The sequence below is a fragment of the Pseudoroseicyclus sp. H15 genome, assembly GCF_054353345.1.
The window spans coordinates 332735-355232 of sequence record NZ_JBTHJE010000005.1 but is presented as its reverse complement, the minus strand read 5'-3'; the positions used below and the strand labels follow the sequence as shown (position 1 = coordinate 355232).

30 protein-coding genes are annotated in these 22498 nt (G+C 66.0%); 7 read left to right on the top strand and 23 right to left on the bottom strand.

Going from position 1 to position 22498, the window contains the following annotated elements; genetic code table 11:
• The 5 genes from ACXN5S_RS12480 to ACXN5S_RS12460 form a co-directional block, all read right to left on the bottom strand.
• Nucleotides 1-294, bottom strand: coding sequence for a VpaChn25_0724 family phage protein (locus ACXN5S_RS12480; protein ID WP_458605761.1), 294 nt, complete (start codon nt 292-294; stop codon nt 1-3).
• A gap of 5 nt (nt 295-299) precedes the next feature.
• Nucleotides 300-653: a hypothetical protein gene (locus ACXN5S_RS12475; protein ID WP_458605760.1), complete on the bottom strand. Its 354-nt coding sequence runs from the start codon at nt 651-653 to the stop codon at nt 300-302.
• A 1-nt stretch (nt 654) separates the two neighbouring features.
• Nucleotides 655-1158, bottom strand: coding sequence for a hypothetical protein (locus ACXN5S_RS12470; RefSeq protein WP_458605759.1), 504 nt, complete (start codon nt 1156-1158; stop codon nt 655-657).
• 1 nt (nt 1159) lies between these two features.
• Entirely contained in the window at nt 1160-2053 is an 894-nt protein-coding gene (locus ACXN5S_RS12465) for an N-acetylmuramoyl-L-alanine amidase (protein WP_458605758.1), read from the bottom strand.
• A gap of 75 nt (nt 2054-2128) precedes the next feature.
• Nucleotides 2129-2437 carry a hypothetical protein gene (locus ACXN5S_RS12460; protein ID WP_458605757.1) on the bottom strand — a complete coding sequence of 103 codons (309 nt, stop codon included), beginning with the start codon at nt 2435-2437 and terminating at the stop codon, nt 2129-2131.
• 147 nt (nt 2438-2584) lie between these two features.
• On the opposite strand from ACXN5S_RS12460, the gene ACXN5S_RS12455 reads away from it, so the two are divergent.
• The gene (locus ACXN5S_RS12455) at nt 2585-3079 is read left to right on the top strand and encodes a hypothetical protein (protein ID WP_458605756.1); all 495 of its coding nucleotides are present in this window, start codon (nt 2585-2587) and stop codon (nt 3077-3079) included.
• Between the two features lie 20 nt (nt 3080-3099).
• On the opposite strand, the gene ACXN5S_RS12450 is transcribed toward ACXN5S_RS12455, so the two are convergent.
• From ACXN5S_RS12450 to ACXN5S_RS12390, 13 genes are all read right to left on the bottom strand, one after another.
• Nucleotides 3100-3480, bottom strand: coding sequence for a helix-turn-helix domain-containing protein (locus ACXN5S_RS12450; protein ID WP_458605755.1), 381 nt, complete (start codon nt 3478-3480; stop codon nt 3100-3102).
• Nucleotides 3477-3701 (bottom strand): hypothetical protein, encoded by a 225-nt coding sequence (locus ACXN5S_RS12445; protein ID WP_458605754.1) that lies wholly within the window; start codon nt 3699-3701, stop codon nt 3477-3479. Before ACXN5S_RS12445 ends, ACXN5S_RS12450 begins: the two co-directional genes overlap by 4 nt.
• Nucleotides 3698-4141: a phage protein GemA/Gp16 family protein gene (locus ACXN5S_RS12440; RefSeq protein WP_458605753.1), complete on the bottom strand. Its 444-nt coding sequence runs from the start codon at nt 4139-4141 to the stop codon at nt 3698-3700. Before ACXN5S_RS12440 ends, ACXN5S_RS12445 begins: the two co-directional genes overlap by 4 nt.
• A 149-nt stretch (nt 4142-4290) precedes the next feature.
• On the bottom strand, nt 4291-4947 hold the full coding sequence (locus ACXN5S_RS12435) for a DUF3164 family protein (RefSeq protein ID WP_458605752.1): 657 nt from the start codon (nt 4945-4947) through the stop codon (nt 4291-4293).
• A gap of 3 nt (nt 4948-4950) precedes the next feature.
• Nucleotides 4951-5175 carry a hypothetical protein gene (locus ACXN5S_RS12430; protein ID WP_458605751.1) on the bottom strand — a complete coding sequence of 75 codons (225 nt, stop codon included), beginning with the start codon at nt 5173-5175 and terminating at the stop codon, nt 4951-4953.
• 33 nt (nt 5176-5208) lie between these two features.
• The gene (locus tag ACXN5S_RS12425) at nt 5209-5580 is read right to left on the bottom strand and encodes a hypothetical protein (protein WP_458605750.1); all 372 of its coding nucleotides are present in this window, start codon (nt 5578-5580) and stop codon (nt 5209-5211) included.
• A complete protein-coding gene (locus ACXN5S_RS12420; RefSeq protein WP_458605749.1) occupies nt 5577-6131 on the bottom strand; it encodes a hypothetical protein in 555 nt (184 codons plus the stop codon). Before ACXN5S_RS12420 ends, ACXN5S_RS12425 begins: the two co-directional genes overlap by 4 nt.
• Nucleotides 6128-6883: an AAA family ATPase gene (locus ACXN5S_RS12415; protein WP_458605748.1), complete on the bottom strand. Its 756-nt coding sequence runs from the start codon at nt 6881-6883 to the stop codon at nt 6128-6130. The genes ACXN5S_RS12420 and ACXN5S_RS12415 overlap by 4 nt, the downstream gene beginning before the upstream one ends.
• Nucleotides 6884-6911: 28 nt before the next feature.
• A complete protein-coding gene (locus ACXN5S_RS12410) occupies nt 6912-9035 on the bottom strand; it encodes a transposase domain-containing protein (RefSeq protein ID WP_458605747.1) in 2124 nt (707 codons plus the stop codon).
• On the bottom strand, nt 9032-9895 hold the full coding sequence (locus ACXN5S_RS12405; protein ID WP_458605746.1) for a ParB/RepB/Spo0J family partition protein: 864 nt from the start codon (nt 9893-9895) through the stop codon (nt 9032-9034). The genes ACXN5S_RS12410 and ACXN5S_RS12405 overlap by 4 nt, the downstream gene beginning before the upstream one ends.
• Complete coding sequence (locus tag ACXN5S_RS12400; RefSeq protein WP_458605745.1) at nt 9888-10079, bottom strand: hypothetical protein; 192 nt, start codon at nt 10077-10079, stop codon at nt 9888-9890. The genes ACXN5S_RS12405 and ACXN5S_RS12400 overlap by 8 nt, the downstream gene beginning before the upstream one ends.
• A gap of 38 nt (nt 10080-10117) precedes the next feature.
• Entirely contained in the window at nt 10118-10408 is a 291-nt protein-coding gene (locus tag ACXN5S_RS12395; protein WP_458605744.1) for a hypothetical protein, read from the bottom strand.
• Nucleotides 10405-10638 carry a hypothetical protein gene (locus ACXN5S_RS12390; RefSeq protein WP_458605743.1) on the bottom strand — a complete coding sequence of 78 codons (234 nt, stop codon included), beginning with the start codon at nt 10636-10638 and terminating at the stop codon, nt 10405-10407. Before ACXN5S_RS12390 ends, ACXN5S_RS12395 begins: the two co-directional genes overlap by 4 nt.
• Nucleotides 10639-11158: 520 nt before the next feature.
• Between ACXN5S_RS12390 and ACXN5S_RS12385 the strand changes: the two genes are divergently transcribed.
• Both ACXN5S_RS12385 and ACXN5S_RS12380 read left to right on the top strand, forming a co-directional pair.
• A complete protein-coding gene (locus ACXN5S_RS12385) occupies nt 11159-11824 on the top strand; it encodes a LexA family transcriptional regulator (protein WP_458605742.1) in 666 nt (221 codons plus the stop codon).
• Nucleotides 11825-11939: 115 nt separating this feature from the next.
• Nucleotides 11940-12161 (top strand): hypothetical protein, encoded by a 222-nt coding sequence (locus ACXN5S_RS12380; protein WP_458605741.1) that lies wholly within the window; start codon nt 11940-11942, stop codon nt 12159-12161.
• Between the two features lie 392 nt (nt 12162-12553).
• On the opposite strand, the gene ACXN5S_RS12375 is transcribed toward ACXN5S_RS12380, so the two are convergent.
• Nucleotides 12554-14458: a sialate O-acetylesterase gene (locus ACXN5S_RS12375; RefSeq protein ID WP_458605740.1), complete on the bottom strand. Its 1905-nt coding sequence runs from the start codon at nt 14456-14458 to the stop codon at nt 12554-12556.
• Nucleotides 14459-14923: 465 nt separating this feature from the next.
• Between ACXN5S_RS12375 and ACXN5S_RS12370 the strand changes: the two genes are divergently transcribed.
• Complete coding sequence (locus ACXN5S_RS12370; RefSeq protein WP_458605739.1) at nt 14924-15127, top strand: DUF1127 domain-containing protein; 204 nt, start codon at nt 14924-14926, stop codon at nt 15125-15127.
• Between the two features lie 102 nt (nt 15128-15229).
• Here the strand turns inward: ACXN5S_RS12370 and ACXN5S_RS12365 are convergent, their stop codons facing one another.
• The 4 genes from ACXN5S_RS12365 to ACXN5S_RS12350 all read right to left on the bottom strand — a co-directional run bounded on the left by ACXN5S_RS12365 (nt 15230) and on the right by ACXN5S_RS12350 (nt 20121).
• Nucleotides 15230-15571, bottom strand: coding sequence for a hypothetical protein (locus ACXN5S_RS12365; protein ID WP_458605738.1), 342 nt, complete (start codon nt 15569-15571; stop codon nt 15230-15232).
• Nucleotides 15572-15681: 110 nt separating this feature from the next.
• Complete coding sequence (locus tag ACXN5S_RS12360; protein ID WP_458605737.1) at nt 15682-16542, bottom strand: 50S ribosomal protein L11 methyltransferase; 861 nt, start codon at nt 16540-16542, stop codon at nt 15682-15684.
• A 12-nt stretch (nt 16543-16554) separates the two neighbouring features.
• On the bottom strand, nt 16555-17787 hold the full coding sequence (locus ACXN5S_RS12355) for an MFS transporter (protein ID WP_458605736.1): 1233 nt from the start codon (nt 17785-17787) through the stop codon (nt 16555-16557).
• 144 nt (nt 17788-17931) lie between these two features.
• Nucleotides 17932-20121, bottom strand: coding sequence for a primosomal protein N' (locus ACXN5S_RS12350; protein WP_458605735.1), 2190 nt, complete (start codon nt 20119-20121; stop codon nt 17932-17934).
• 119 nt (nt 20122-20240) lie between these two features.
• Between ACXN5S_RS12350 and fsa the strand changes: the two genes are divergently transcribed.
• The 3 genes from fsa to ACXN5S_RS12335 all read left to right on the top strand — a co-directional run bounded on the left by fsa (nt 20241) and on the right by ACXN5S_RS12335 (nt 22495).
• The gene (fsa, locus tag ACXN5S_RS12345) at nt 20241-20894 is read left to right on the top strand and encodes a fructose-6-phosphate aldolase (RefSeq protein ID WP_458605734.1); all 654 of its coding nucleotides are present in this window, start codon (nt 20241-20243) and stop codon (nt 20892-20894) included.
• A gap of 152 nt (nt 20895-21046) precedes the next feature.
• Nucleotides 21047-21448 carry a GFA family protein gene (locus ACXN5S_RS12340; RefSeq protein WP_458605733.1) on the top strand — a complete coding sequence of 134 codons (402 nt, stop codon included), beginning with the start codon at nt 21047-21049 and terminating at the stop codon, nt 21446-21448.
• 207 nt (nt 21449-21655) lie between these two features.
• Nucleotides 21656-22495 (top strand): hypothetical protein, encoded by an 840-nt coding sequence (locus tag ACXN5S_RS12335; protein WP_458605732.1) that lies wholly within the window; start codon nt 21656-21658, stop codon nt 22493-22495.
• Nucleotides 22496-22498 lie beyond the last annotated feature (3 nt).

The following is a 22498-nucleotide window of genomic DNA, read 5'->3' as shown; positions in this document are numbered from 1 at the left end:
TCAGCCCCCCGGCCGGGACGGGCGCTGGATGCCCTCTACGGCAATCTCGCGCTCCAGGTGGCGCGCGCCGTCATGGGCGAGCGTCGCCACCTTCACGGTGCCAACCTGGCGCAGGGTGATGACGCCAACTTCGGCCATCCAGTCGAGCTGCAGGTGAAGCCAGGCGCGGTCCTTGCGAATGCCGAAAGGCTTCAGCTCCTCGCGCAGCAAATCACTGTTGAGCGTCTCGCCGGGGTCGGCCGCGAGGGCTTTCAGCACGATCAGCCGAGCTTGCTCGCGGATCAGGGTCTCCATGTCCTTCATTGCCCGTTCATCCTGACACCCTGGAGCATCATCTCCTGCAGCCGGTCGGAGATGGCCGCGATCGGCTTCATGCGCTCATCGAGCAGCTCGATATTGCCGGCCATCTTCGCCAGCGTTTCCTTGATGGCGCCGAGGTCACCGCTCCCCGGCATGTGCTGCATTCGCAGCTCGATGCTGGCGATCTTCAGCTCCAGCCTCGTCTCGGTCTCCCTGAGTTCTGCGATCTGAGCCGCGTTGCGCCGGGTCGGCCCAGAGACGAGCGTCCAGATCGTCGTGCCGAAATTGAGCAGGGTGCCGATGGCCAGCACCCAGACCACGATGGGCTGGAGGTCGAGGGTCGCAGCATCCATGTCAGATATCGGCGACTGCTCGGCGCGGCTTCGCCCGAAGCAGGTCGATCAGAGCGGCGATGCGCCCCACGATCCACGCCCAGGCGGTCACGAGAAACAGCGCGCCGAACAGAAAGGCGACGACAAGCAGGGCCATCCAGCGCCGCGCGACATGCGCCGGGTTGTCAGCCACGGTCGCCGCCTGTTCCCCGTCGCCGGCGCTCTCGCCCCGCTTCTTCGACCAGGGCCAGACCAGGCGGTAATTCGGTGCGCGCCGCTCGATCCACGCCCAGAAGCCGAGGACCAGCGGGGCGACCAGTTGCCAGGCGGCGACGACGCGGTCGCCAGTCTCGAGCACCGCTTCTTCGGTCCCGCCGGCGCCGATCTCGCCGAGCCAGCCGAGCACGTCGAAACCGACCAAAGTGCAGAGCACCACGACGACAGAGAGCAGCATCGCCCAGAAGGAGCGGGCCTGCCATGCCGGCAGATCGGGCAGCTCTGAGTTGTTGGACAGCTTGGGGAGCATTTCAGGTCTCCTGATTGGTGGGCTCAGACGAAAGCTCGTCGGTGTAGCGGGAAACGATCCAGCCCTCCTGGCCGGCGTAGACGACCTTCAGCCAGTGGCGCCCGTCGAAGGTGCCCTGCTTGACGACCGGAACGATGGCGGAGTGCGGGATCGAGGCGATAACGTTCGGATTGAAGCTCGGCCAGCGGCGCATGTTGAGGCTGTCGCCGGGCACATCGATGCGCGCGAAGCCATCGAGATCGAGGGCCTCCTCGTCGGCGGCGGCCTCTGCTGGCTCCTCGCGGCCGAGCACCTGGGACCGGATGTAGCCGAGCGGCGAGAGCGGATGGACGTCGATCTTGCGGCCGGGCGAGATGTACCAATGCGGCTGGATGTCCTGCAGCGTCTTCACCTGGGCGAAGAGCCCATGAAGGAGGCTCAGCGCCGAGGCGATCTGGGCCTCGGTATGCGGCATCCAGAGGCCGCGGCCGTGCTGGGGCGTCTCGCGCTCCTCGACGCCGAACTCGTCGCATTCCTCGGCCGTCCAGGTCTGACCCCACCAGGCGCGGGCGCCGCCCTGGGCGGTGCGCTCCATCTTACCGGGATTGACCATCTCGATCCCGATCGAGAACTCGTTGCAGCTGGGCCGCCCGTGATAGGTCGAGCGGCCGGCATGATTGGCGCCGCGGTCGATCGGCACCTGCTGCAGCGTGATGCCGTCGCGCTCGATGACGAAGTGGACGGAGACCTTGGCGGTGTTGTCGCGGAGGTAGGTGGCGACGTTGCCCTTAGTGAGCGGGCTGGCGGTGTCGTGGATCACCGCCAGCGTCGGCGTGATCTTTCCGTTGATCCAGCGGGCCTTCTGGTATTCGATGCCTTCGGCAAAGCCTCTCTTGAAGGTGACGATGTCGCGCATGGGGGCCTCCGATCTGCCCCCCGAACCTCACGCCTGCGGCGGATCGGAAACACCCACACGGGGGTGTGGTGGTCGTCAGCCGCAGATCGAGACGATCGCTCCGACGATGCCCCCAATGATCGACGATATCAGCGCGATCGCTCCACCAATCCACATCAGCTTTCGGGCTTCTGCCTGCGCGCGGCGCGAGAGTTCCTCCTCACAAAAAGCGACAGTCTTCTGATAGCTCCTTCCGGCATCGCTTGCGTTCGACGCGTCAACAGAGAACCTTGAAATGGTGAAATAGAGTTGCGCCGTTGAGACGGACTTCATCTCTCTTTTTGCAGCTTTGAGCGCTGCGCGATCCTCCCAGTCCAGGCCCTTCACAGTGTTGTAGATTTTCACGCTTCTCTCCCAGTCGCCGCAATGCAGCTGAGGCTAGCGGAGCAAGAGGGCTCGGAGAAGCTTCTCCTAGGTATCGTTGGAAATGCTGTCAGCACTGGGGTGCTGGGCGGTATTCTCCTCGAGCAGTAGCTGAGGAAGGTGATTCCAGTGGAATTGAACGCCATTTTGCAGTCGGGCCAGCAGCTGGTCGAACTCGTCGCAGGCAGCGCTGGCGCGGCGGCAAAGATCGGGGAGCTGGTCAAGCGCTCCGGCGGCGATGGGGAGAGGGTGAGGGAGGCGGCCGATCTGGCTGCGGAACTCACCAACCAGCTCCTCCAGGCGAAGTCGGCGCAGCTGACGCTGGTAAACCAGCTTCTGGAGCTTAAAGCCACGATGATAGAGGAAGATCGCCGCTTTGAGCTTCAGCGTCGATACGAGCCGGTGGAGACGCCCGCCGGGGCGCTGGTACTCCAACTCAAAACGGAGGAGAGCCGGGGCGAGCCGTCGCATTACATCTGCCCCGATTGCGCCGAGAAAGGGCTTCGGAGCTTCCTTCAGCCCCAAGGCACCGGAAAGCGCTGCAACCCCTGCGACAAATTCATCCCCTTCGAACCGGACCGACCCTATGAGCCGCCGCGGGTCCGAACTCGACGTATTGTCTGAATGCCTCTTGCGGACGCGCATCAGAACAATCTCCCCTGCCGCTCGTCCTCATCCAGCCCCCCGCCCTCGAAGGGTCGTTTCAGCATCTCGTAGACCGTCTTGTCGCTGACATGCAGCCGGGTGGCGATCTCGGAGATCGTCAAGTCGCGCGCGCGCCAGACACCGGCGATCCAGGGCTTCGGGATCGGCACTCGGCGCGGGAAGTAATCGGCGTTGGCGGCGATCGACCGAGCCGTCTCCTCGCCCATCTCCCGCACCAGCTTGGAGCGCTTGGTCGGCTTGCGGGCGATATAAAGCTCTGCCCCGCCGAAGGTCAGAAAGAAGCGGATCGCTTCGTCGACGCCGAGGAGCTCGACATAGCGCTCGATATGCGCCGGCGGGCGGGGCAGCTCCTCGGTCATTCATCCAGCTCCCTGCGCTGGATCGCGGAGACGCTTTCGGGGGGCGTGAGCTTCTTGGGGATAATGTTCGTGATCGTGCGGCCAGCGATGCGGTAGTCGGCACCGTCCCGCTCGGCGCGGGCGCTGATCTCGCGGCGGAGAGCCGCGATGTCGTGGCCAAGCACATGCTCCAGATAGCGGATGACGGCGCGGTCGGAGACGCGGAACCAAGGCTTCCTCACCGGCGCCTCTCCACCTTGATACCATGACGGCGGCACATGTCCCTGAGCGCCTGGGTGACGGCGGCGATCTTCTCGTGATCGCGCAGCATGTCGATGTCGGCCGGGACCGAACCCCACGTCGCCTCGAAGCGAGAGCGGATGAAGGTGTTGAGCCCTGGCCGCCCCGGCCGGGTCAGAACGCCCGCATCGCCGAGCATGCGCCAGAGGACGTGAATGAGCCTCAGATCGGCGCGCGGCGCAGGCGGGCGGCGCCCCTTTGAAGACGGCTTGAAGCCAGCCTTCTCCAGCTCCTTGGCGACGGCGGCGAGGTCGCCCTCGCTCATGTCGCGCATGGAGCCCTTGCCCGTCACGCGCAGCTGCAGGGCATGGCGTGCGTCCTCGTCTAGGCCGAGCTCGCGGCAGGCGAGATGGACCTTCCGCTGGAGGGTGCTCTTGCTCATGCAAAGCTCCTCCAGACCATCCAGCCGACACCGAGCCAAAAGGCGACGCCAAACACGGCAGCCGGAAAGATCCACCAGCCGACGCAGGGCTGGCAGGCTTCGCGAGCCACGGCGCTGGCCTTGGGAAGGATGCCGGGAGCTCTCATCGCTCAGGCCTTCGCCAGGTCGATGGTGATTGGCTGCCAGGGCCCATCAAAGCGCTCGCGGCGGTAGCAGCGCACATAGGTCTTGGAGCCGACGACGCGCATGGCATCGCGGATCGCCTCCATAGCCCTCTTCCAGCGCGCGTCCTCGATCTCCAACCGGAGGAGCATGAAGATCTCTGAGCGGTTGATCTGGCCCGCCTTGTCGGTGTTGAAGGCGCGCGTGACGATAGTGCGGATCTCCGAGCGGGCGTTCGACGCCCACTCGTTGAGGCATTCATCGACGAGGCCCTTGGCGGTCTGCAGCTCGGGACCGAAGTCGATATGGTCGGCAACCTGCACCTGGACCTTCATCAGCCCGTCATGGGTCTGGATGGTCATGTTGCCCTTCCGGCCGCCGAGCATGGCGCCGTACTCCTGCGCCAGCAGCGCCTCGAGCCCGCCGATGTCGCTGAAGGTGTGGTCCTTGAAGCGGGCGATCTGGGCGGACAGCTCGGTAGCGAAGTGGATGATCTTCCGCACCACCTCGTCCTCGAGAAGGTGCTGGGGCTTGATCAGCTCGACGGGGACGAGCCCGCCCTTGGCGTCGGCGAGGTAGTCGCGGCCGTCGATTGCCTGCCGGCCGTCGGGCCAGGCATGTGTCTCGGGGTGGTCGTAATCCATGGCTCAGGTCTCCTTCTGCTGTGGCGCCGGAGGCGCCGGCATGCGGTCTTGGGGTTTGGGGATCGCGCCGGAGATCGCGAGAACGGCCGCCATGGCTTCGATCTCCTCCATCGAGCAGAGCGTGGTGCCGCGCGGGCCGAGCAGGTCGACCTTCGAGACCCCGCTCTGCGCGAGCGCGTACATTTCTGCGGTGCTCCAGCGCGGGAAATCGGGCCAGTAGTCAGCCATGCTGGACCTCCATCTGCACCTGGGGAGCGCCACTCATGCTTCGGGCTCCCTCTTGAAGCGCGGGCAGCCGTGGCAGGCGCGGTACATGCGCACCCGCTGGCTGTTATGCCCTGAAAATTGCCGCGCCTTTTTGCGCCAGTCGGCACATTCGTTGGTGGGCAGCTCGCCCAGGGCCGGGCAATCGACGACGGCGCGCATGAGGGCGCCGCGGACGCGCTCCTCGACCGCGCTCATGTCGCCACGGTACCGCCGCGAAAGAACGCCGCTGATCACTGCGCCGGAATAGCCGACGCGCGCCGCCACCTTGTTCTGGCTGCTCGCCGCGCAAGCTTCGGCCAGCGAGACCACCCAGTCAGGCAACTCGGCGCCCCAGGCCTCGCGGGCTTTCTGCAGGGCCGCGCTCATGACGTGGGCTCCGGCAGATAGGTCCACTCGCCGGCATTCGGATCATAGATGCCCGTCACGCGGCGCTGGGCCGGCGGCTGCGGCCCTGAATTGCGGATCAGACGGTAGGAAGCCCTGCGTCGCCCCGGCACCTCGGTGTTGATGACTCGCAGGTAGCCGGCCCGAAGGAGCGCTTGGCAGTAGCTCTTGGCCTCGACCTCGCTGACATGCACCTCTTCGGTCGAGGCGTTGGCCGAGACGTCGAGGACGGTGAAGCTTCGCAGATGGCGCATGGCCGTCCACATGTTGCCCTTGGGGCTCTGCTCACGCGGCGCGGGCGCCAACTCGTAGGCTTCGGTGTCGGTTACCTCGAGGATCTGCGCCCTGCCCTCCATACCGGCCACCTTGAGCGTGTGAGCCTCAAGGAGCCGCTGCACGAAGGTGTCCACCGTCCAGGTGCCGAGGCCGGTTTCCTTGCGCAGCTCCGCGCGGGTGAATCGCTTAAGCTTGCGGCAGGACGCCCAGAGTGCGGGTTGGTTCGCCTGGGCGCCGAATGTGCGAGGATCGCTCATGCCGCCCCCCGCTTCGTGCTCTCGCTGAACCGGCGCGCTTCAGGTGCGGCGCCCGTGAAAAGCTCTCCAGCCCAATCCTCGACGCTGAGCGTGGTCTTGCCGAGGTTGCGCGCCCGCTCGGCCGCCCGGTCGAGGTTGACGCTGATCCGGCGGATAGAGCCTTTGGAGGCGGTCAGGATGCGCTGCTGCAGATCTCGCTCGACCTTGATGCCCTTGGCATAGAGCGCGGCGAGGTGGCCAACATCGGCGATGTCCGCAGGCTGGGCGGCCACCCAATCGAGCATGCGGCCATGCACCCGCTCCCATTTCATGAGGTGCTGGGGCAGGTTCTCCTCTCCGATGAGGATGACCGGCGCCTGGCTGCTCTCGTAGATGTCGCGCACGATCTCGATCATGCCGCGCTTCACAAGGAAGTCGGCCTCGTCGATGATGAGCGGCACGTCGGTCTGCGCGAGGTACATGCCGATCTGCTCGATCATCCGGCCGGTCGTCCGGTGCGGCTGCATGTTGGCCTCCGCGATGATGGCCTCGCAAAGGCTCTTCTGCGTCCATACTGACTTCACCTGGACGGTCACGGCCTGGAACTTGTTCGTCGCGTAGATACCGGCGGTACTCTTCCCCCAGCCTGACGGGCCATAGAACGTGCCCATGCCCGGCAGGCCGAGGCTGCGGCCTTTCAGCCGCCCGACCAGCGCTGCAAGGGCGGCGACGTTGCGCAGTGGTGCGATCGTGCCGAAACTTGTCTGCTCCATCTTCCCCTCCTTTTCTTGCGGCATCGGGTTACCCGAGGGCGCCGTCGCCGAAGTCGCGGACCATGTCCGCCCATGCCCGGTAGACGGGCGTCTTCTGGAAGCTCGCGAGCCAGAGCTGCTGCTCCTTGGTCACCGCCTCGCCCGCCGCGAGCCGTCGCTCGAGGTCGAGGGCGCGGCGGTAAAGCTCGCGAGGTTCCTCGGTGCCGGCATCCGCCTTCGGCTGCCGGGTTGTGAGATCGGCAATCACCGCCTGATGCGCGGCGGCCTCATCCGGCCGCTCCAGCGCAGGCTTATTGGCGCGGGTGGTGTTGAAGAGCGGGCGGATGACCTTGGCCTTCACCGGCTCGCCGACGGGCAGCGGCGTGGGCAGGGCATCTGCGACTTCGGCTGCCGTCATGCGCTCATAGGCGGCTGCTTCGGCCTTCGTCGCCTTCATCCACTCGCGGCGATTGCGGGCGTGGCTGCGGGCGTCGTCCATGTCAAAGAACCCCGCCTTCACCTGGCATTCGGCATGGCCAAGATAGGCGCCGGCGGCGTCATAGAGGTGCAGCCCGTCCCAGAGCGCCGCCCGGTCGAAGCGGGCCGTCACCCGCTGACCGCGGATGGCGATCATCCAGTCGGACCAGTAGCGGTTGCCCATGAAGTGGAGCTCACCGTTGCGGCTGTTGGCGCGGATGCCCTCTGCCCCCATGAGCCAGAGCCGGCGCTGCTCCTCCGTCGCCTTGCGGATCGGCGCGGTGGCGTAGCTCTCGTCGAACACCTCGGCGAAGCTGCGGCCCATGGCCACTTCGCTGCGGCGGTCGGGGCGCTGATTGTGCCGCTCGATCTCGTCCGTCAGCACCGCGGTGAACTCGGCAAGAGACACGGCCCGGCTGCCGTAATTCTCGGGCTTCGCGTCAGGCCGGTTGCCGGTATAGGCGCCCTCGAAGGCGGGATGCTTTGCCACCCGGTCGCAGAGGTCGCGGAAGGCGCGCTCGATCGGCTTCGACTGGCCCGCATAGGGTGTGGCCCAGTGGATCTTGCAGCCGAGGCTGGTCAGCAGGCCCGACATGTCGTCCTCGCGCACCTTGAAGCGAAACCGCGTCGGCGCGCCGCCGGTGATCACCTTGGCCGCGAACTCGCGCCCGTTGTCGAGGAGGACATGCTCGGGGATGCCCCAGCGCTTGATCATGTCGCCGATGCAGAGCTGCACGGCGTGGCTGTTGGCAGTGCGATCAAGGCGCCAGGCAAGCAGCCGGCCCGAATAGAGGTCCTGGAAGGCGACCATCTGCGGCCGCGCGATCTCCTCCCGCTGGCCGCCAGGGCCGGCCGGGAAGCGGACGAAAACGTCGAAGCGGTGGAAGTCGCCGTTGACGCCCTCCATCGCATGCAGGGCCGTCTTGTCGCGGGTCTGGGCAGGGTAGAGGCGCTTGAGGGCATCGTAGCCCTTGCGGCCCAACACCAGAGCCTCAGGCGTGATCTCGCGCTCGGCCCAACGGCGGATCGTGTGCAGCGGTACGGTCGGGATACCCTCGGCCTCGGCGATCCGGCAGGCCCGGTCATAGACCGAAGTCAGCGACGGTTGCGACGGGCGCAGGTAATCGGAGCGGATCAGCTTCGCGAAATCGGGATGCACGGCAGTGCGTCGCATCGATCGCTTTGCCGCCCGGTGGCGCGGGGCGAGATAGGGCAGACGGTCATCCTCGCGGACGCCGGCGATGGCGTCGAACCAGTTCCAGATCGTGCGAGCGCTGAGGCCCCGCTCCGTTGCTACCGCTTCGACGGCGCGGGACCGGGTCGCGCCGCCGCGCTCCAGCGCCTCGATCGCCTGGATGACGCCGAGCCGCTCAGCCGCCCTGGCGCGCGGTCCCTCGGGCAGCGCGTCGAAGGCGCCCCAGGCCTCGTCGCGGGACAGCGGCGCGGCGGGCTCGGCGGGCTCTTCGCGCTCGGCCTTCGCAAGGAGCGCCTGCTGGGCTCGGGACGGCAGGAGCGTCCAGTGGAACTCCCAGCCGCCGCCCTTGCCCTTGCGGCGACGCGCGCGTTGCGGGTCGGCCCCCCACCCTTCCCGCTCGGCGACCTTCGTCACACCGCGCTTGGTGGCCGGAAGATCCGGTAGCCGGGCATCGCCCAGCTCCGAGGGACTCCACCAGATCTGTGTCGGGGCGCGGCTCATGCGTCGTCGCCCTCGTCGGTATCGTGGTCGTCGAGAAGACCGCGAAGCTCTTCGGCATGGGTGGCGACGAACCGGCGCTTCGCTTCCAGCGGCGCGCGCGACCAGGGATTGAGAAGGGCGGCGAGGTGCTGCTCGACGTTGCTCTTTTTCGGGCCTTTAAGGCCCTGTTGTACGGCCCATTGATGGCGCCCTTCGGAGGCCTTCTTGCCCCCCGCCAGAGCGGCGAGGACGTGATAGCGCTCGGGCGCGTCACCGATCTTGGCGAGGGTCTGCAGATCGGCCAGGCCAACCGGGCGGGGCGCGGCGCGGAGCTTCTGCGCCTCTTCAGGGGCGATATGCTGACCGGCAGCGACGATCTTCCGAACCTGGCGCTCGGAGATTCCGAACTTCTCCGCTGTCGCACTAGCGAAGCTGCTAACGGAACTGAGTTCCGCTAGCTGACCATGGCGTGCCTTGCCGCCTGCATATCCACGCTTCGCCTCTGGGTGCAGCCGCTCGTAAACCTCCTTGCGGGTGGCGAGGAAGATGGCGGTGTCGAGCACCGTGAGCTCGCCGCCAGCAAGGTTGTCGTCGAGCTCCATCAGACGCGCCCAGTCGTCGGTGCAGTCGAAGATCTTCGCCGGGACGGTGCGTCCGATCTCGCGGCAGGCCTCCACCCGGTGGCCGCCGGCGATCAGCTTTAGCTTGCCACCCTGGTGCTTTACCCGCCGGACGATCACCTCGTCCTTCACCAGCCCCAGCTCCTGGATCGAGGCGATGAGGCTGGCGACGCCGGCCTTCGAGACCGGGCGGATGCGTCCCGAGACGTCGATCTCATCCGGCTCCAGGTCGCGGATCTCGAGGAGCGTGGGCTCACGCATCGTCTGGCGCCTTCGTCATGGTGTATTCGAACCGGAGGCCCCGGTGGTCGTGGGCTCGCTCGCAGGTGATGGTCGCGCCATGGGTCCGCAGCTCGGCCACCGCCGCGCTCACCGCCATCACCCGCGCCTCGCGCACGATCTGGCGGGTCGAGTGCGGCTGCCCGTCGCTCAGGACAGTCAGCACCCTCCGCAGGCGCGGAGACTGGAGGCCAGCGGCATGCATCAGTTACGCCCCTTTCCGCGGGGCATGCCGTCGTGAAAACTCACGGGGACGAGCATGCCGTCGTCGAGGCCGACACCACCGCGGCAGGGATTGCACATGCGGTTGCCCGGTCCCTCGGAGAGGAAGGGCCGGCTGCAGGTGATGCAGGGCCTCTCGGTGGCCTCGCTCTTCTTCTCCAGCCGCTCGGCGGCGGCAACGGCGCGATCGAAGTGGAGATAGCTGGAGGTCACCCGCTCCGCGCCACGATAGACGGCCCAGCCAGGGCCGAAGGTCTTCACTTTGAAGGTCATGCAGGCCTCCCGTAGGTGGTCGCGAGGAAGGCCTGGATGTCCTCAACCGCACCGCTCTCCAGCAGGTCGGCGAAGGCCAACACCGCTTCGAATTCGTGGGCATGGCGCTTCTGGGTGAGCACCAGAGATCGCTCGCTCTCTGGGTCGCGGCTGATCTGGTCATGCAGGGCGAGCGCGCGCGTCAGAGCCGCCGTCATCCGCTCGAAGGTCGCTTCGGGGCCGAGTTTCATGACAATGCCCACCCGATCAGAAGGAAGGCGTAGGCAAGGCCCAAGAGGCAGAGAGCGCAGAGCAGCTCCATCAGCAGTTCTGCGACCTCGCGAAGTTGGCGACGCCGATCCGGCGCCGGCCGGGATTGCCGGACGGTCATTGGACCTTCTCCTTGCTGGGACGGGGGATGTCGGACGGCCAAGAGGCGGGCTCGTCTTCTGGCCAGAGTTCAGCACAGCGCACCGTCACAGCATTCGCTCGGCGGAGCGTCATGCCGATGCCAGCCTGGAGCCGATTTACGGTGTCACCGCTGCCGCTCGCCATGCGCGAGGCGTGGCTAAGGCTCCAACCCTTGGCGTTAGCGAGCCCTTGGATGAGCCGTATGATTTGCTGCTCGTTCAACATGCTCAATGTTGTGCATAATGATGCACAAGCAGTCAAGCACGATCATGCTCAGACAATTGTTAGTAGGATTTCGTTTGTGATGTATTTCGGGGAGTGACGGGACATCACGGCTTCGCTATGTGCACGTTTGTGCACATGTCGGCTTCAGATGTGCTCCGCTCGGAGCTTTTGCGGCAGTTCAGGGAAAGCGGCCTGAGCCAGCGTGCCTTTGAGCAGAAACTCGGTCTCGCGCGCTGGTCCCTTCGAGGCATGCTCGATGAGCAGATGGCGCAGACGCCGAGGCTAGACAAAGCGGAGCAGATCTCGCGGGCCCTGGGGCTGGAACTGAGCTTCGGGTCCGCCGCTGAGCCACCTGGCGGAGAAATCGACGTCCAGGGAGCGGAATTCTCTACGCTGCCTCTCTACGCTGCAGAGGGGTCGGCAGGACCCGGCAGCTTCGATGACAAAGAGGAGGTCAGGGGGAGAATTGCCTTCCGCCTAGATTGGCTCAAGCGGCAGCAAATATCGCCGAGCCAAGCGGGCCTGATTTCGATCCGCGGAGATAGCATGGCCCCGACATTGGAAGACGGCGATGCCGCGATGTTCGACATGGCGAGATCTGACGTGCAGTCGGGCCGGGTTTACGCCTTCGTTGACACCGACGGCTCGTTCAGAGTGAAAAGACTTGAGCTGCCGAAAAAGCGGTTGGTGATCCTTCGCTCGGACAATCCAGCCTATCAGGTAGAGTTGCGTTCAGGAGTAGATGCGACTGCCCTGCGTATCCTCGGCGAAATACGTTGGTCGGCGCATACCTGGAACTAGGAGCTTTGTGATGAAGGCCTTCGTCTTACCAGTCATCTATCTGGTTTCAGTCTCCCCACCAGCTCTCTCCCAAGAAGCGGATTGCCCTGGCGTTTCCGGGATTGCAGAGGTGGTCATGCAGAACCGCCAGCGCGGCACCATGTCGATGGTGGAGCTTATGGATGGCCTGGGAAAATTCGCCGGCATCCGCCCGATGGTGATCGAGGCCTTCGAGCAGCCGCGCTACCAGTCGGAAGACGCGCAAGAGATCGCCACCGAGGAATTCACCAACGCCTGGGCGCTGCGCTGCTACCAGGGCGAGGTCGACCTGGCCACGTTCCAAGATGAGATCGACTGACCGGCGCGAACGGCCACTTCCGATGTTCGCCCGCCGGGTAGGCCAGCTCCTGGCAAATCCGTTCCCAGTTCCGCGGCGCCGGCGATTGCGCCTCGCTTTACCAAGTTGCTGTTTGTACGCCAGAATTCCCGTTCTGGGAACTCGAAAGCGAACTGGGAACGCCAGTTCCCAGTTCCGAGGGCCGCCCCAGGGAGAAATCGGCCCTCAGATCGCTCTTTTATGTCGTGTTTAACAACACTTAGGTTCGGCGGCTTCGAGCTGGCCAAAATCGGCCTCCAGCCGGCGAAACAGGCCATTTTCGCGCCTACTGAAAAACTAGAGCCCACACAGCCGCGGGACACTCCACCGCCTCTCAGGCCCCTGTTTTCCCGGCTGTTTTTACCTGTTCCCACCTAATCCCGGATCATCTCCAACAACTGCAGACTTAACTGTGCCCCTACAGCAAGTGCCCCCGCCGCATCGAAATGCAGCCCGTCGAAGAGGGTTTCGGCGGAGTTGTCGCGGTAGACGACCGCCGGGTCCGACGCTGCGATGGCCTGCATCGCCGCCTCAATGGCCGGCGCGTATTGAGCGCTCGCGTGGCTGACCGTTCCGGAGATCACGGGCAGCTCCGGCGCGCCGGTGAAGGCACGGATGCAGGCGAACACCGCTTCTGTCTGCGCCTGGAAGACGGCGCTGGAGGAGGCGGCGGAGGCCTCGCCCTGGTGCCAGAGCAGCGCCAGCGGCTCCACTTCGATGCCGCGCGCCCCCGCCCAGGCGAGCAGTGCGGCGTATCGGGCTTCCAGCGCCGCCAGCAAGCGGGGCGTGCCGGCGGGAATCGCGACGTCGTCGGCATGCCAGCTGCCGCGCGGGTTGATGCCCGGGTCTACCGCCGTGCCGCCTTCGGTAACGCGGCAGATGACGAGATCGTCCATCGCCGCCGCCAGCTCTTTCGCTGCGACGTCGGCAAAGCCGAAGCAACCGGCCGAGCCGCTGGTGACGAAGCTGGCGCCATTGCCCTCGGGCCCCGCGGGGTTGAGCCAGTAGCTCCCCTCCAGGCGCGTACCTGTCCAGCAGCTCACGCCGTCGACCACGCCGTCCTGTAGCCAGGCCGGCCCGTCGCCCAGGGCCACACGGCCGTCGGCATTGCTCTGCCCGCCCACCAGCAGCACGCGAAGGCGCCGCCCCGGCCGGTGGCGGCCCAGCGCCGCCACCCGCGCCGACGTGCGCTCGCGCAGGGAGGCGGGCACAGCGCCTTGCATTGTCGCCAGCCCGTAGAGCCGCATCGCCAGCGGCGAGGCCGGGCTGCCATTCAGCCGGGCGCCCACCACGAGCGCCCCCGGCGCGCTCTCGCTGCCGATCGCGGCCTCGGTCAGCGCCCCCTCGCGGCCAAATAGGCCGGTGCCGGCGCCCCTGTCCCACACCAGCGCTGCGGCCTTGTCGTGTAGGCCTGCATCCATGACGTTGCCCGCCTCGCCGCCGATGCGGAAGCTGTCGCCAGCCGCGGAGGCGGCGAGCGCCGTCGCGCTTTCGGTCAGCGCCCCGGCGCACCAGACGAAGCCGCCGGCGAGGCTGAGCGGGCGGTAGGCGGCCCAGAGGCCGCCCGCCGCATCCGCCTCGCCATAGCCCTGCAGGTTCAACTCGAGGCAATCGTCGATGCCGTCGAACTCCAGCCAGTGCCGCACGCCATCGCTCCGCCAGAGCGGGCGGCGGGAGGGCACATCGGTGACCATCTTCAAACGCGGATCGGCGGTGAGTGTGACGTCGTCGAAATCGACGACACCCGAAGCGGAGGTGATCGAGAGATGCAGATGCACCGGCCCGTCGGCGGCCGGCGTATAGTCCAGCACCAGCTGGCCCGAGGCGCCCGGGGCCAGCGCGACCGAGGCGAGGTTGGTCGTCGTCCACGCCTCCCCTGCGCGCAGCACCAGCGCCGCGGAGCAGGAGCCGCCAGACACCCAAGCCGCCTCCGCCATGATGCGGTAGCGCAGCCCGGCCTGCAGCGAGAAGCCCTGCGCCAGAGAGGCGGTGGTCGAGGTCCGCTGCACCCGCGCCTTGCCATCCAGCCAGACGGCGGTGCCATTGGCGACGGCCCAGCCCGCGAGGTCGCTGTCGAAGCCCGCATTGGCCACCGACAGCGGCGCAAGCTGCGGCCGGCCGGTGGCGTAGACGACGGCCACGGGGTCACCATCCGCGACGACCGGCTGCGTCTCGGCGGCATCCTGGTACATCAGCGCGGAAGGGCCGAAGACGAATAGCGGCACGGCCTCCGTCATGGCGGCGCGCGCGGCGGCGGGATCGAGACCAGGCCCGATCATGCCCGGCGCCCTTGTGCGGTTTGCTTCGATCTGTCGGCCATGGTGCCCCCGGGTTTGCTGCTCCGCCAGAGCATTCCGACCCCGTCCAAACGCCGCCCTAGCCCACCGCGCGCAGCCCCACGATTCGCCGCACCCGCCCGGATTCTCGCATCGCCCATCCTTTTGGCAGCCAGATCGGCCAGCCAGGCCTACTCCGCCCCGAATGGCCCGAAGCACCGCCGTCACCGGCCCGTCGCATTTCCGTCATCACCGGCGTCTGAAAGCGACACTCCATCGCCATGGAGCGGCAGCGGCGACCCCGAATTTTGGCTTTCATAACAGACATTTACGGCAATGTTCAGCCATGCTCGCCGCACATGAGACCCATGCGAATTTCGCATTTGTGCGCGCAGGGGCGAACCATTAGGTGCGGGATGTTCTCAAACCGCTCTGCAAATAAGCAGACCCGAACATGGAGATGGGCATATGGCCACTTCGACCACCAACGCCGCCCCGGTGGGCGGCTACTTCCGCGCTCCCCTGGCCTCGCTGGTCTCCGCCATCACCGGCTGGAACGACGAGCGCCTGACGCGCAAATCGCTCTCCGCCCTGACCGCGCGTGAGCTTGATGATATCGGCCTGTGCCGTGGCGACATCGATACGATCGCCCGGCTCGGCAGCCGCTATTGAGCGAGGCCTGAGGGGCGCGAAAGCCGCCCCCGGATGCGAACAGGGCCGCCCGAGGGCGGCCCTTTTTGTTGCGCATCGCTCCGGCCAAGGCCGGCCGCAAGTTCAGAAGATCTTGCCGAGCCCGGCCGCCAGCAGCTCCGTCACAGGGTCGGCCTGCATGATGAACGCGCCCACCCGCTCGGGCGTGGTGCCGGTGGCGAGCGATTGCAGCGTCTCGGCATAGGCCGCAGGCCCCAGGCCGGCGAGCAGCGCGGCCTTCAGGAGCAGGGCACCCACCACCAGATGCAGAACCACGCGCCAGGGAAACACCAGCCGCGTGCGCGGCTGCGCCGTCACCAGGCCCGACTTGTCCATATGCAGTTGGGCACCGTCGGCAAGGCGCAGATGGGTTTTCTTGATGCGCTTCAGGCGCGTCTGGAACTCATTGAACGATGCAGTGGTCATTGGCAGCTAACCGTTGTTCGGGCCCCCGCCCGGATGCGGTCAGAGGTGCTGCCGAATTGCGGCGAGATCGTGGCAAACGTTTAAAAACCTTCGATAACTCGACTAAACACTCACTCCTTCTGCAGAGTGAGGGTCGCCCAGTCACCAATGGCATCGGTCTGCTTCAGATTGATCCCGGCCTCGCGATAATGACGGGCCACATCCTCGGCCTGTTCATTCAAAAGCCCCGAAAGAATCACGGTGGCGCCGGGCGCGGCCCGCTCGGCCATGGCCGGGGCGAGGGCGCTCAGGGGCGCCGCGAGGATGTTGGCGAGGATCAGATCGTAGGGTGCGGCCGCCTCCAGCGCCGGCGCATCGAAACCCGCCGCCTCTGCCAGCTCCACGCGCCGCTCCAGCCCGTTCGCCACAAGATTGGCGCGCGCCACGTCCACCGCGACCTCATCGATGTCGCTGGCGATCACCGCCGCCTCCGGCCACAGCCGCGCCGCCGCCATGGCCAGCACGGCCGTGCCGCAGCCGATATCCGCGATGTTCGCAAAATGCCCGCCCGACAGCCGCTCCAGAGCCAGCAGGCAGCCCTTGGTGGTGCCGTGGTGGCCGGTGCCGAAGGCCATCGCGGCCTCGATAAGCAGCGGCTCCGTCCCCTCGGGCACCCGGCCCGCATCATGTGAGCCGTAAACGAAGAAGCGCCCTGCCTCTACCGGTGGCAGGCCGCGCTGCACGCGCGCGACCCAATCCTCATCCGGCACTTCGGAGATGATGAAATCGCGCACCCCATGCGCGGCGGCGATCAGCGAGAGGGCCACGCCATCGGGCTCCTCCTCCCAATGCGCGCCGATCTCATAGACGACGCTGCCGTCCTCGATCTCGAAATATCCCACGGCGCCAGGCTCCAGCGCTTCGAGATCCTCGACGAGCGCCTCGGCCTTCTCCAGGCCCTGCGCCTGTGTGATGGCGGACCATGAACTCATAGCGATATCCTCTTACTCGGCGGGCGCCGTCAGCAGCGGCCTCAGCCGCGTCTCATGCCCCGGCCCCGGGTGGCGCGGCACCAGCAGCGCCAGGCAGAACGAGATCCCGGCCATGCCGGCGGCGGCATAGAACACCGCACCCGGCCAGACCAGCCAGAGATAACCCAGGCCGGCGGGCAGGAAGACGGCGGCGATATGGTTGATCGTGAACGAGACGGCCGCCGTGGGCGCGATGTCGCTCGGGTCGGCGATTTTCTGGAAATAGGTCTTCAGCGCCAGCGCGAGGCCGAAGAAGAAATGGTCGAGCACGTAGAGCACCGCGGCCAGCACCACGCCCCAGCCGAAGGCATAAATGCCGGCATAGGCGAGGAAGATGAAGATCAGCCCGGTGTATTCGAACATGAGCGCCTTGCGCTCCCCGAAGACATGCACGGCTTTGCCGAGCAGCGGCGCCACGGCCATGTTGAGCACGAGGTTGATGAGGAAGAGCCCCGTCACCTGATCCACCTCGAAGCCGAAGCGCTCGACCATCATGAAGCCGGCGAAGACCACGAAGATCTGCCGCCGCGCGCCCGACATGAATTCGAGCGCGTAATAGAGCCAGTAGCGCCGGCGCAGCACCATGCGGTGCGTCTGCGGGTTCGGCGCCGAGAATTGCCGAAACGCCACGAGGCAATAGACCGCGATCGCCGCGCAGGCCCCGCCCGAGAGCCAGAAGACCAGGTTGTAGCTCAGATCGAAGCGCCGCCAGGTCAGAACGATGGCCACATAGGCCACCAGCGTCGCCGCCGAGCCCGCGGCCATCAGCCAGCCAAGCATCTGCGGCGCGCGTTTCTTGTCGATCCATTGCAGCTGCAATGAGGTCTGCACGGTCGAAAAGTAGTGGAAGCCGATGGAGGAGAGCAGCGTAATCGTCAGGATGCCGCCCATCGAAGGGAAATGCGCCGTCACCGCCGTCGACAGCCCCAAGAGGATCAGCGAGACGAGTATCAGCACCTGCTCGCGGATCACGATCAGCAGTGCGATCACCCCGATGGCCAGAAAGCCCGGGATCTCGCGCACCGTGTGCAGCCAGCCGATGTCGTGCCCGTCGAAGTCGGCTACATCGATGACGAAGTTGTTGAGCAGCGCCGACCATGTCGAAAAGGCCAGCGGCATGGCGATGGCCACGAGGAAGAGCAGCGCCTCGGGCCGCTTGAAAAACGGCAGGCTGCGCGCTTCTGACAGGGGAACGACGGGCTTCATCCCTCGCCCTTAGCTCCAAACCGTCGCGTCAACCAGACCTCTCGCGCCGCGCTCCCCCTGCTCGCGCGCCGCCCCCCATCTTTGACTTCCAAATATCCTCGGGGGGGCTGCCAACGGCAGCGGGGCAGACAGCCCCCTCCGACCTCACCAAAAGCTCTGCGGGTCGATGTCGATCGCCAGCCGGAAGTTCGCCGGCAGCTTCACCGGCGCCACCCAGTCGGCCAGCGCCTGTTGCAGCGGCGCCGTCTTCGCCGCCTTCACGAGCAGCCGCACCCGGTGCCGCCCCCGCACCCGCGCGATGGGCGCCGGCGCCGGCCCGTAGACCTCCGCCCCGATGGCGCGCAGCCCCTCGGCATGGCGGGCGAGGTGGTTGCCGATGTCGAAGGTCGCCTGCAGGTCGGGCGACGACAGCACGATGCCGGCCATCCGCCCGAAGGGCGGCGCCCCGGCGGCGCGGCGCTCGGCGGCCTCGGCGGCCCAAAAGCGCTCTTCCTCGCCCGAAAGGATCGCGCGGATCACCGGGTGCTCGGGCTGGAAAGTCTGCAGAAGCGCCTCGCCCGGCGCCTCCGCCCGCCCGGCCCGGCCGGCCACCTGCCGGATGAGCTGGAAGGTCTTCTCCGCCGCGCGCAGGTCGCTCCCCTGCAGGCCGAGGTCGCTGTCGATCACCCCCACCAGTGTCAGCAGCGGGAAGTTGTGCCCCTTGGCCACGAGCTGCGTGCCGATGATGATATCGGCCGCCCCCGCCGCGATCTGCTCGATGGCCTCCTTCAGCGCGCGGGCCGAGCCGAAGAGGTCGCTCGACAGCACGGCCAGCCGCGCCTTGGGGAAGCGCTCCGCGACCTCCTCGGCCAGCCGCTCCACGCCCGGCCCGATGGCGGCGAGCTTGCCCTCGACCTCGCAGCTCGGGCACTTGGTGGGCACGGGGATCGTTTCGCCGCATTGGTGGCACATCAGCCGCTTGAGGAAGCGGTGTTCCACCATCCGCGCATCGCAATTGCGGCAGGCAATTTGCTCGCCACAGGCCCGGCAGAGTGTCACCGGCGCGAAGCCCCGGCGGTTGAGGAACAGGAGCGACTGCTCGCCCGCCTCCATCCGCCCTTCGACGGCCCGTGCCAACGTGGGAGATATCCACTTCCCGCCCGGCAGGTCCTCCACCCGCATGTCGATGGCGCGCATCTTCGGCATCACTGCCGGGCCGAAGCGCGAGGTGAGGTCGAGCCGCTCGTATTTGCCCTGCTCCGCGTTCACCCAGCTCTCCAGGCTGGGCGTGGCGGAGGCGAGGATCACCCTCGCCCCGGCCAGCGAGGCGCGCAGCACCGCCATGTCTCGGGCGTTGTAGAGCACGCCATCCTCCTGCTTGTAGGAGGTGTCGTGCTCTTCATCGACGACGATGAGCCCAAGCTCGCGGAACGGCAGGAACAGCGCCGAGCGCGCGCCCACGACAAGCTGCGCGCCCCCCTCGCCGACCATTTTCCACAGCCGCCGCCGCTCCGTCATCGTGATGCCCGAGTGCCATTCGGCGGGCCTGGCGCCGAAGCGCTCCTCCACCCGCGCGAGAAAGGCGCCGGTCAGCGCGATCTCGGGCAGCAGCACCAGCGCCTCGCGGCCATTGGCGAGGCATTCGGCGACGGCCTCCAGATAGACCTCGGTCTTGCCAGAGCCGGTGACCCCGCGCAGCAACGTCGTGCCATAGGTGCTGCTCGCCACGCCCTCGCGCAGCCGCCCGGCGGCCATGGCCTGATCGCCCGTCAGCGCCTTGCCGGGCAGGCTGGCGTCGAGCCAGGGGAAGGGCGTGTCGCGCGGCGCGTCTTCCTCGCGGAGCGCCCCGGCTTTCACGAGACCCTTGACGACAGAGGTGCCCACGCCCGCCGCCTCGGCCAGTTCCTTCAGCGTGAACGAGGCGCCCTCGAATTCCTCCATCACCGCCAGCACCTGCTCGCGGGCCGGCGTCATGCGCGGCGGCGTCTCCTCCCCCAGCCGGTAGACGCGGCGCATCGCCGGCGGGTCGCCAAGGCCGGGGGCGCGGAGGGCCAGGCGCAGCATCGCCGAGGGCGGGGTGAGCGTGTAATCGGCGGCCCGGATGAGGAACTCGCGCATCACATCCGTCAGCGGCGCGGCATCGAGCACGCGCGCCACCGGCCGCAGCCGCGCGGCATCGAAGCCGCCCTCTCCCCGGCCCCAGACGATGCCGAGCACCCGGCGCGGGCCGAGCGGCACCTCCACCGCGGCACCCTCCATCACCCCGCCCTCGGGGGCGAGGTAGTCGAGCGGTCCCGGCAAAGGCTGGGTGGTGAGCACGGCGATCCGCTCGCCAGCCGGGAAGAACGTGCTCATCGCAGCTCGCCTCTCACAACCAATGTTCCCTACACCCGGGGTTTCGGAAGGCCGGCAATCGCGGTAGATCGAAGGGCAAAGCCAGCCAAGCCCGCGCCGGGCCAGCACAGGAGTGTGCCATGAAGTTCTTCGTCGATACCGCCGACATCGATGCCATCCGCGAACTCGCCTCTTACGGGATGGTCGACGGGGTGACCACCAACCCCTCGCTCATCATGAAGTCGGGCCGAGACATCAAGGAGGTCACGAAGGAAATCTGTGATCTCGTCCCCGGCCCCGTTTCGGCCGAGACGGTCGCGCTCGATGCCGACACCATGATCGCCGAGGGCCGCGAGCTTGCCAAGATCGCCGACAACATCACGATCAAGGTGCCGCTCACCTGGGACGGCCTGAAGGCCTGCAAGGTGCTCACCGACGAAGGCCGCATGGTCAACGTCACGCTCTGCTTCTCGGCCAACCAGGCGCTGCTCGCCGCCAAGGCCGGCGCCACCTTCATCTCGCCCTTCATCGGCCGCCTCGACGATCTGAACATCGACGGGATGGAGCTGATCGCCGACATTCGCGAGATCTACGACAACTACGGCTTCGAGACCCAGATCCTCGCCGCCTCGATCCGCTCGGCCAATCACATGAGCGAAGCCGCCAAGATCGGCGCCGACGTGGCGACCGCCCCGCCGTCGGTCATCAAGGCCATGGTCAACCATGTGCTCACGGACAAGGGCCTCGACCAGTTCCTGAAGGACTGGGAGACGACGGGTCAGAAGATCCTCTGAGGCCAGTCGCGAGACGAGATAGAAAAGGCCGGGCCCAGCGCCCGGCCTTTTGTTTTGTGGGGTGGCCGCCTGCCCTTGGTCTTGCAAAAGGGTGGGGTTCGAAAAACTACCTTTGACCGGCGCACTGGCGGTCACATCCTGAGAGGCTCCGCATGGATAAGCTGACAACCGGACAATGCCTGTGCGGCGCGGTGCAATTCCACATTTCGGGAGACTTCGAGAGCTTCTTCCTTTGCCATTGCGGGCGCTGCCGCAAGGACAGTGGCTCCGCCCATTCGGCCAACCTGTTTTCCTTCACGGCGAAGATCACCTGGGTGTCTGGCGAGGAGACCGCCAAGGAATTCAAGCTCCCCGGCTCACGACACGCGAAGTGCTTCTGCACCGAATGCGGCTCGGCGCTGCCCTTCTCTCAAGATGGCGTGCTCGTCGTACCAGCCGGGTCCCTCGACACCCCGATCGGCATCCGCCCCAGCGCCCATATCTGCGTCTCCAGTCGCGCGGATTGGGACAATGATCTCGCCTCCATCGACAGGATCGACGGGCTGCCCGGCTGAGCGGATCGGGCGGCGGGCCTGAGCAGAGATCGATAATGCGACAACCGTCTGCTAGAGCCTGCTCTGCAGAAATGGCATTCGGCATCACATGGACCAACGTGCGCGATGTGTCTGTGGCCTAATGATGTCTCTGAACAGTTGTATTAATACTTTGACTAAAAGACAAAACGCTCCGACTATCACGGAGTACTGCCGACGGGTTGCCCCATGCCAAGTGAGATCAATTTACTCAAGCATCTAGGGATCACGGGGTACTCTCTAAATTCCGCAATCCAGGTGGGCAACCTCTTCGTCCGGCCCAAAGAGCTTCAGAAACACTTGGGCCGCTACGCGCAGCGGTTTGTTAATTGCACCGATGACGATGTCTACCAGTTTCAGCACCTAGGCACCGCCACCGGCATACGGCATCAAGGGCGCCACTTTGTAATCTCAACTGAACATCAAAAAAAGCTAGGGACAAAAGGACAGCTTGGAATTGTATGCGAACCAGGAGAGTCGGTTATAACCCCTAGTCGGATGTGGGAAGTAAACTCGCCAGACGAAATAGAAAGAGATGATAATCTCGACTTTGTAATATACGAGTTTGAGCCATCCCAGTACCCAAGCCGAACGCTGAGTGCCCAATTCTTTGAGACCAGAGGGTTTAGCGGAGTCCCCGCAACCGTCGGGAAAATTGCTCTGAGTATTGGCTACCCGACACGGCTACAGAATGTAGACTACTACAGCGGCGAGGTTGATTTGCTCACAGTCTCCAGCTTCGTCGAGCTAGTTGGCCAGACGACCTCGGAAGACGTCTATACCTTTCGTACGGTTTCAGAAGACCGTTTCTTTGAAGACGGCATGAGCGGTTCGCCCGTATTCGAGGTAGTTCGAGAAGAAGGATCCTTCTATGTCAGGTGGCTCGGCATCGTGATACGCGGCGGTAACAAGTCGCGCTTTGGTCGCGTCATTAGCGCAGATTTCATTCTTCGCCAGATTTATCGAGTTGCTTTCTCCAGCAGCAGTTCCAGCGATGGGGATGATAAATCAATTGGCGAAACGATATAGCAC